A 7,349-nucleotide genomic window follows, 5' to 3' on the forward strand; every position below is an offset into this window, starting at 1 on the left:
TCAGGCCGCCACCAGTCCCGCCTCGTGGGCGACGATCGCCGCCTGTACGCGATTGCGCACACCGAGCCGGTCCAGGACGGAGCTGACGTACGCCTTCACCGTGCCTTCGACCAGGTGCAGCCGCGCGGCGATCTCCGGGTTGGACAGCCCCGCCCCGACCAGTCCCAGCACCTCGCGCTCGCGCGGGCTGAGCACCGCCACCCGCGCCCGCGCCTCGGCTTCCCGGGCGAGGCGTCCGCCTCCGTCGGCGCCGCCGAGGCCCTCGATGACGTAGCGGGCCACCTGGGGCGAGAGGAAGGCCGCCCCGCCGGCGACCGCCCTGACGCCCGCGATGAGTTCGTAGGGGTCGCCGGACTTCAGCAGGAAGCCGGTGACGCCGCCGCCGAGCGCGCGTGCCACATAGGCGCGTTCGGAGAACGTGGTGAGCACGGCGACGGCCGTGCCGGGGACGGTGCGGACGATCTCCTCCGCCGCCGCGAGACCGTCCAGGCGCGGCATGCGGATGTCGAGCAGCGCCACGTCGGGGCGGTGCGCCCGGGCCAGTGCGACGGCTTCGCGCCCGTCGCCCGCCTCGGCGACCACCTCCGTCTCACCGCTGCTCCCCAGGATGGCGCGCACCCCGGCACGGACCATCGCCTCGTCGTCGGCCAGCAGGACCCTGATCACCGTGGGAACTCCTCGTACTCGTCCCCGCCCCGGCCGGGCGGGCCGATGCGCGGGATCACGTTCTTGGCAGCCAGGCGGCCATCGTCGTCGAAGCAGAGCCGGAAGTGGTCGACGGACACGAAGAGTTCGCCACTGGCACGGTAGTAGCGGCAGTCCGTGCCCGCGGGCCGCGCGGGCGCACGGTCGGCCGGCGGGTCCTGGACGTGCCGGTCCGGCAGCACCGGCGCGAGGTCCGCGAGGGGGGTGCCGAGACGCAGTCCCGCGTAGGCGGCCGGCTCCAGCACCGCGTGCGTCTCGGTGTACGCGTACCAGCCGACGCCCGAACCGACCAGGACCACACCCGCCGAGGCGGCGACGGCGAGACCCGCGGCGACACGGCGCCGGGCGCGGGTGAAGGGCGCGGACGGCGGTCGCGGCGGCCGGGCGGTGACGGACGCCTGCGCCGGCACATGTGCCCTGACCCGGTACCCGTCGCCGTGGGGCCCCGCCTCGAGGGTGCCGCCGACCGCGGTGACGGCGGCACGCAGCCCGGGCAGACCCGAACCGCCGCCCGGAGTCGGACAACTCCCCGCCTCCGGCGCCCCGTTGGTGACGGTGACGGTCGTCCCCCGGTCGTCGTCCCCCGTCACCCCCACGACGACCGCCGCACCCGGTGCGTGCCGTGCCGCGTTGGTCAGCGCCTCCCTGGTCACCCGGTGCAGCAGCCGCTCGGCGACCCCGCCAGGGGCGACGGCCGTGCTCCGGGCACCGCTGTCCCAGCGCACGGGAAGACCGGACTCGGCCGCGCGGGCGACGAGTTGCTCGACGTTCTCACCGGCGGGGGCGAGCGGCACGGGTTCGTCGTCCTCCTCCCGCAGGACCCCGATGATGCGGTGCAGCCGGTCCGTGGCGTCCGCGGCCGCCGCGCGCAGGTCGGCGACGGCGGCGCGGTGGTGGCAGGGAAGGTCGGCGGCCACCTGGAGGGCGCCCGCGCGCAGGGCGATCAGGCTCAGCTCGTGTCCCAGCGAGTCGTGCATGTCCTGGGCGATCCTGGCCCGTTCACGCAGCCGGGCGCGCTCCTCGGTCAGGCGCTGCTCCTCCTCGAGCCGGGCCGCACGCAGCCACCCCGCGGCGGTGAGCTCACGGCTCTGCCTCCGGTAACGCCCGCCGAGCCAGGGGAAGACGCAGCCGAAGAGGAGGGTGCCGGTCAGCACCAGCCATGGGGGGACCGGATCGGGGCCCGCCCACACGACCTTCACGGTTCCGGCGCAGCCCACCGCGGCGAAGCAGAGCGCGGCGGGGCCGGTACGGGCCGCCCGCAGACCGAGCAGCAGGGCGAACACGGCGAGCGCGGCACCGTAGGAGAGGCTGAACAGCGCCGGGGTCCAGGCCAGGCTCAGCACGGCGGTCAGTCCGAAGGCGGCGAGGGGGCGGCGACGTGCCACCGCGGTGGCGGCGGCGAGTACGGCCGGTCCTGCGATCTGCTGCGGGAGCGGATGCGGCTCCTCGATCCCGAGCCGGTGGGCACAGAGCGCCGGCAGGACGAGAGCCGCCCAGAGCAGGCATCCCTGCCGAGCACGACGAGACGGGCACGGGCGCGGTCCATGGCCCGACGCTACAAGCGGACGAGGGGGCGCCACTGCTGCCGATCGTCAGGTGCTCGGTCCCCCTCGGGGTCCTGCGGCGCCGAGCGGTCCAGGCGCGGACGGCGCCAAGCGGGCCGGGGTCTCCGCCCCGGTCGCCGAGGGGACCGGGGGCGGAGACCCCGGGGACGGGAAGGGAAAGGGCGGCGGGGACGGGAGAGCCGGCCGCTGCCCGACGTCGTGACCGTCGCGCGGTGGAGCGGCCGGCGCTCGTGCGGGTGCCACGCCCGCCCGACCGTGGGCCTCCCCCGGAGACCGGGCCCGGCGTGGCAGGATCGGTGACGTCATGACTGCTCCAACGAAGCCCCCGCACGGCGGCACCGCCGATTCCGCGTCCGAGCATGCTCCCGGTGAGCCCCTGCACTCCCCCGTCATCGACTGGTTCGACGAGCACGCCCGGGACCTTCCGTGGCGGCGCCCGGAGGCCGGCGCGTGGGGGGTGATGGTCAGTGAGTTCATGCTGCAGCAGACGCCGGTGAACCGCGTCCTGCCCGTCTACGAGCAGTGGCTCGCCCGCTGGCCGCGCCCCGCCGGCCTCGCGGCGGAGGCACCCGGCGAGGCGGTCCGCGCCTGGGGCCGGCTCGGCTACCCGCGCCGCGCGCTCCGGTTGCACGGCGCCGCCGTCGCCATAACGGAACGGCACGGCGGTGACGTACCGGCGGACCACGCCCAGCTGCTGGCGCTGCCCGGCATCGGCGAGTACACGGCCGCGGCCGTGGCGTCGTTCGCCTACGGGCAGCGGCACGCGGTGCTGGACACCAACGTCCGCCGGGTGTTCGCCCGCGCCGTCACCGGTACGCAGTACCCGCCGAACGCCACCACCGCCGCCGAGCGCCGGCTCGCGCGGACCCTGCTGCCCGAGGACGCCGCCACCGCCGCGCGGTGGGCCGCCGCCTCCATGGAGCTGGGCGCGCTGGTGTGCACCGCGAAGAACGAGTCGTGCCAGCGCTGTCCGATCGCCACGCAGTGCGCCTGGCGGCTGGCGGGCAAGCCGGCCCACGACGGCCCGCCGCGCCGGGGCCAGACGTACGCGGGCACGGACCGTCAGGTCCGCGGGCGGCTGCTCGCCGTGCTGCGGGAGGCGCACGGACCCGTGCCGCAGGCCGTGCTGGACCGGGTGTGGCACGAACCGGTGCAGCGTGCCCGCGCGCTGGACGGTCTGGTCGCCGACGGGCTGGTGGAGCCGCTGCCGGGCGGTCTGTACCGACTCCCGATGACCTGACCCGGCCGTCCCGGGCCGCCGCTGCGCCCACCCGTGCCGCCCCAGCGGCCCCATCCGCCCCACCACTCCCTCCGTCACGGCCGCGACGGCACCGCGAACCGGCCGTATCGCCCCGTACCCGCATCAAACAGCCGTCCCCTTCGCCCCCTTTCCGCTTCCGTTACACAACCGACGGACAGCCGAGGGCTGCCCGCAAGCTGCTTCGGACAGTGCCGTGACAACGCCTCCGTACCTTCGGTCACGTGCTCGGCGAGAGCACGACGGCCGGGGAACACAGGCAGCACGGCCGACCCGCGCGAGCGGGCCGGAACGGGGAGCGGAAGGCGGTACGGCATGGCGCAGGGCGAGGTGCTCGAGTTCGAGGAGTACGTGCGCACCCGGCAGGACGCGCTGCTGCGCAGCGCCCGCCGCCTGGTCCCCGACCCCGTGGACGCGCAGGACCTGCTGCAGACCGCGCTGGCGCGGACGTACGGCCGCTGGGAGACCATCGAGGACAAGCGGCTGGCCGACGCCTACCTGCGCCGGGTGATGATCAACACGCGGACGGAGTGGTGGCGGGCGCGCAAGCTGGAGGAGGTGCCCACCGAGCAGCTCCCGGAGTCCTGCGTGGACGACGCCACCGAGCAGCACGCGGACCGCGCGCTGCTGATGGACGTGCTGAAGGTGCTCGCCCCGAAGCAGCGCAGTGTCGTCGTGCTGCGACACTGGGAGCAGATGTCCACGGACGAGACGGCCGCCGCACTCGGCATGTCGGCCGGAACGGTCAAGAGCACGCTGCACCGGGCGCTCGCCCGGCTCCGTGAGGAGCTTCAGGCGCGGGAGCTGGACGCACGCGCGCTGGAGCGTGAGGAGCGGGAGCGTTGCGCGGCCTGACCGGCGCGGAGCCCACGCGGTCCCGCACCACCACCCGGGCGGTGATCACGGCCACGGCCGTGCTCGCCGCCGTCGCGCTGTTCACCGGCGGCTGCGGCACGGGCGGTACCGGTGCCCGGGACGAGGGCCCGGCGCGCGCCGACTCCGTGGCGAGCGTGGCCGCGCCGTCGGTCTCGTCCTCGCGGACCCCGGACCGTATCGACCCGGTCCGGCTGATCAAGGCGGACCCGGCGGTCTCGACGGACGTCAAGCGGGAGCTCGAACCGTGCGTCGGTGACGAGTACCCCGTCGACGTGAGCTACGGCAACCTCACCGGCGGAGCCGTCGACGACGTCGTGGTCAACGTGCTGACCTGCGGCGACGCTGTGGGCGTCGGCTCGTACGTGTACCGCGACCAGGGCGGTTCGTATGTCAACGTGTTCACCGCCGAGGAACCCCCGGTGTACGCGGAGATCGACCGCGGGGACCTGGTGGTGACCAAGCAGGTGTACGACCGCGGTGACCCGGTGTCGAGCCCCTCGGGCGAGAACGTGATCACCTACCGGTGGGCGTCGGGCGGCTTCGACGAGGAGTACCGCACGCACAACGACTACGGGCAGGTGGCCGGTCCGCAGCCTTCTCCCGCGCCCGACGTCTGAGACATGGCTCACTCCCTGAACCGTCGGGGCCGTCCCGGCCGATGAAGGGATGAACCCTCCGCGCGGCTCACGCGTCCCTGGGGTCGGCCGGGAGAACGCCCGGGCCCGGCCGGGGAGACCGCCGCCGGCACCGACCCGAGACCACACGAGGACTGAGAGCACCGGGATGGCAGACCAGACCCACGTCCTGTTCGTCGAGGACGACGACGTCATCCGCGAGGCCACCCAGCTCGCGCTGGAGCGGGGCGGCTTCGCCGTGACCGCGAAGCCCGACGGGCTGGCGGGCCTGGAGGCGTTCCGCGCCGACCGGCCGGACATCGCCCTCCTCGACGTCATGGTGCCGGGGCTCGACGGGGTCAGCCTGTGCCGGCGCATCCGGGACGAGTCGATGGTCCCGGTGATCATGCTGTCGGCGCGGGCCGACGCCATCGACGTGGTGCTGGGTCTGGAGGCGGGCGCCGACGACTACGTGACCAAGCCGTTCGACGGGGCCGTGCTGCTGGCCCGCATCCGCGCGGTGCTGCGCCGCTTCGGGCGGGCGGAGAGCGGCGCTCAGGGGCAGGCTGCCCCGGACGACGGGGGCGTGCTGTCCTTCGGCGAGCTGGAGATCGACACCGAGGGCATGGAGGTGCGCAGGGCCGGGCAGCAGGTGGCCCTGACGCCGACCGAGATGCGGCTGCTGCTGGAGTTCTCCGCCGCACCGGGCACGGTCCTCTCCCGCGACAAGCTGCTCGAGCGGGTGTGGGAGTACGGCTGGGGCGGCGACACGCGCGTCGTCGACGTCCATGTGCAGCGGCTGCGTACGAAGATCGGCCAGGACCGCATCGAGACGGTCCGTGGCTTCGGCTACAAGTTGAAGGCCTGAGTGAGCGGATGCGGGGGTATGCGGGGCGCCTGGTGACGGCGTGTGTCCGGCGGGCGGGTATCGGTGCGGGGCTGCGGTGGAAGCTCAGTGCGGCCATCGCCGTGGTGGGGGCGCTGGTGGCGCTCGTGCTGAGCCTGGTGGTGCACAACGCGGCGCGGGTGTCGATGCTGGACAACGCGCGGGACCTGGCCGACGAGCGCATCATGATCGCCCAGCGCAACTACGAGCTGTCGGGGCGGCTGAACTTCCCCAACACCAAGATCGACGATCCGCAGCTGCCGGCGGAGCTGCGGGAGAAGGTCGAGGCGGGGCGGCGGGCGACCTATGTGGCGGACCGGAGCGGGGCGCCGGACATCTGGGCTGCCGTGCCGCTCAAGAACGGGCACGTGATGTCCCTGCACTCGGGTTTCACCGACCGCAGCGCGGACATCCTCGAGGATCTCGACCAGGCCCTGGTGATCGGCTCCATCGCGGTGGTGCTGGGCGGCAGCGCGCTCGGGGTGCTCGTGGGCGGGCACCTGTCGCGGCGGCTGCGCAAGGCGGCCAGCGCCGCCAACCGGGTCGCCAAGGGCGAGACGGACGTCCGGGTGCGGGAGGCCATCGGCGGGGTGGTCCGGGACGAGACCGACGACCTGGCCAGCGCGGTGGACGCCATGGCGGACGCGCTGCGGCAGCGGCTGGAGGCCGAGCGCCGGGTCACCGCCGACATCGCGCACGAACTGCGCACGCCGGTGACCGGTCTGCTGACGGCGGCCGAGCTGCTGCCGCCCGGCCGTCCGACGGAGCTGGTCCTGGACCGGGCCAAGGCGATGCGCACCCTCGTGGAGGACGTCCTGGAGGTGGCCCGGCTGGACAGCGCGTCCGAACGGGCGGAGCTGCAGGACGTCCTGCTCGGCGAGTTCGTCGCCCGGCGGGTCGCGGCGAAGGATCCCGGCGCCGCCGTGCGCGTGGTGCACGAGTCGGAGGTCACCACCGATCCCCGTCGCCTGGAGCGGGTGCTGTTCAACCTGCTGGCCAACGCCGCCCGGCACGGCAGGCCGCCGGTCGAGGTCACCGTCGAGGGCCGGGTCATCCGGGTCCGTGACCACGGGCCCGGCTTCCCCGAGGCACTGCTCGCCGAGGGGCCGAGCCGCTTCCGCACCGGCAGCACGGACCGCGCGGGCCGCGGACACGGCCTGGGCCTGACCATCGCGGCCGGTCAGGCCCGGGTGCTCGGCGCACGGCTGACCTTCCGCAACGTACGGCCTGCGGGGGCCGCGGAGGGCGTGCCCGCCGAGGGCGCGGTCGCCGTGCTGTGGCTGCCGGAACACGCGCCGACGAACACCGGGAGCTATCCCGTACTGCCGAAGTAGGGGCCGCGCCGGTCTCGGGTCAGAGGTTGACGCCGTTGGCGCGCAGGAAGGTCGCGGGGTTGATCGCGGAGCCGTAGTTCGGGGTGGTGCGGATCTCGAAGTGCAGGTGGG

General features: G+C 74.6%; 7 protein-coding genes and 1 pseudogene. 5 read left to right on the forward strand and 3 right to left on the reverse strand.

The genetic code is table 11. From position 1 onward, the window contains the following. Both ACZ6A9_RS32315 and ACZ6A9_RS32320 read right to left on the reverse strand, forming a co-directional pair. A complete protein-coding gene (locus tag ACZ6A9_RS32315) occupies nt 1–666 on the reverse strand; it encodes a response regulator transcription factor (RefSeq protein WP_468993222.1) in 666 nt (221 codons plus the stop codon). Continuing rightward, nucleotides 663–2,090, reverse strand: coding sequence for a sensor histidine kinase (locus ACZ6A9_RS32320; protein ID WP_468993225.1), 1,428 nt, complete (start codon nt 2,088–2,090; stop codon nt 663–665). Before ACZ6A9_RS32320 ends, ACZ6A9_RS32315 begins: the two co-directional genes overlap by 4 nt. Before the next feature lie 484 nt (nt 2,091–2,574). Here ACZ6A9_RS32320 and ACZ6A9_RS32325 point away from each other — a divergent pair, with 484 nt between their 5' ends. From ACZ6A9_RS32325 to cseC, 5 genes are all read left to right on the forward strand, one after another. Next, a complete protein-coding gene (locus ACZ6A9_RS32325; protein ID WP_468993227.1) occupies nt 2,575–3,510 on the forward strand; it encodes an HhH-GPD family protein in 936 nt (311 codons plus the stop codon). A 333-nt stretch (nt 3,511–3,843) separates the two neighbouring features. Next, nucleotides 3,844–4,383: a SigE family RNA polymerase sigma factor gene (locus ACZ6A9_RS32330; protein WP_228970372.1), complete on the forward strand. Its 540-nt coding sequence runs from the start codon at nt 3,844–3,846 to the stop codon at nt 4,381–4,383. Further along, on the forward strand, nt 4,371–5,021 hold the full coding sequence (locus tag ACZ6A9_RS32335; protein WP_468993232.1) for a hypothetical protein: 651 nt from the start codon (nt 4,371–4,373) through the stop codon (nt 5,019–5,021). Before ACZ6A9_RS32330 ends, ACZ6A9_RS32335 begins: the two co-directional genes overlap by 13 nt. 166 nt (nt 5,022–5,187) lie before the next feature. Beyond that, nucleotides 5,188–5,886 carry a two-component system response regulator CseB gene (cseB, locus tag ACZ6A9_RS32340; RefSeq protein WP_468993235.1) on the forward strand — a complete coding sequence of 233 codons (699 nt, stop codon included), beginning with the start codon at nt 5,188–5,190 and terminating at the stop codon, nt 5,884–5,886. Next, nucleotides 5,775–7,238 carry a two-component system sensor histidine kinase CseC gene (gene cseC / locus ACZ6A9_RS32345; protein WP_468993240.1) on the forward strand — a complete coding sequence of 488 codons (1,464 nt, stop codon included), beginning with the start codon at nt 5,775–5,777 and terminating at the stop codon, nt 7,236–7,238. Before cseB ends, cseC begins: the two co-directional genes overlap by 112 nt. A gap of 19 nt (nt 7,239–7,257) precedes the next feature. Here cseC and ACZ6A9_RS32350 read toward each other — a convergent pair. Beyond that, nucleotides 7,258–7,349: pseudogene (locus tag ACZ6A9_RS32350) on the reverse strand (M23 family metallopeptidase); the annotation flags it as partial.

This window comes from Streptomyces sp. NPDC041124 (genome assembly GCF_055592385.1).

Coding starts and splice junctions, on each gene's coding strand:
- ACZ6A9_RS32325 (WP_468993227.1), top strand. CDS start 2,575: ATGACTGCTCCAACGAAGCCCCCGCACGGCGGCACCGCCGATTCCGCG.
- ACZ6A9_RS32330 (WP_228970372.1), top strand. CDS start 3,844: ATGGCGCAGGGCGAGGTGCTCGAGTTCGAGGAGTACGTGCGCACCCGG.
- cseB (WP_468993235.1), top strand. CDS start 5,188: ATGGCAGACCAGACCCACGTCCTGTTCGTCGAGGACGACGACGTCATC.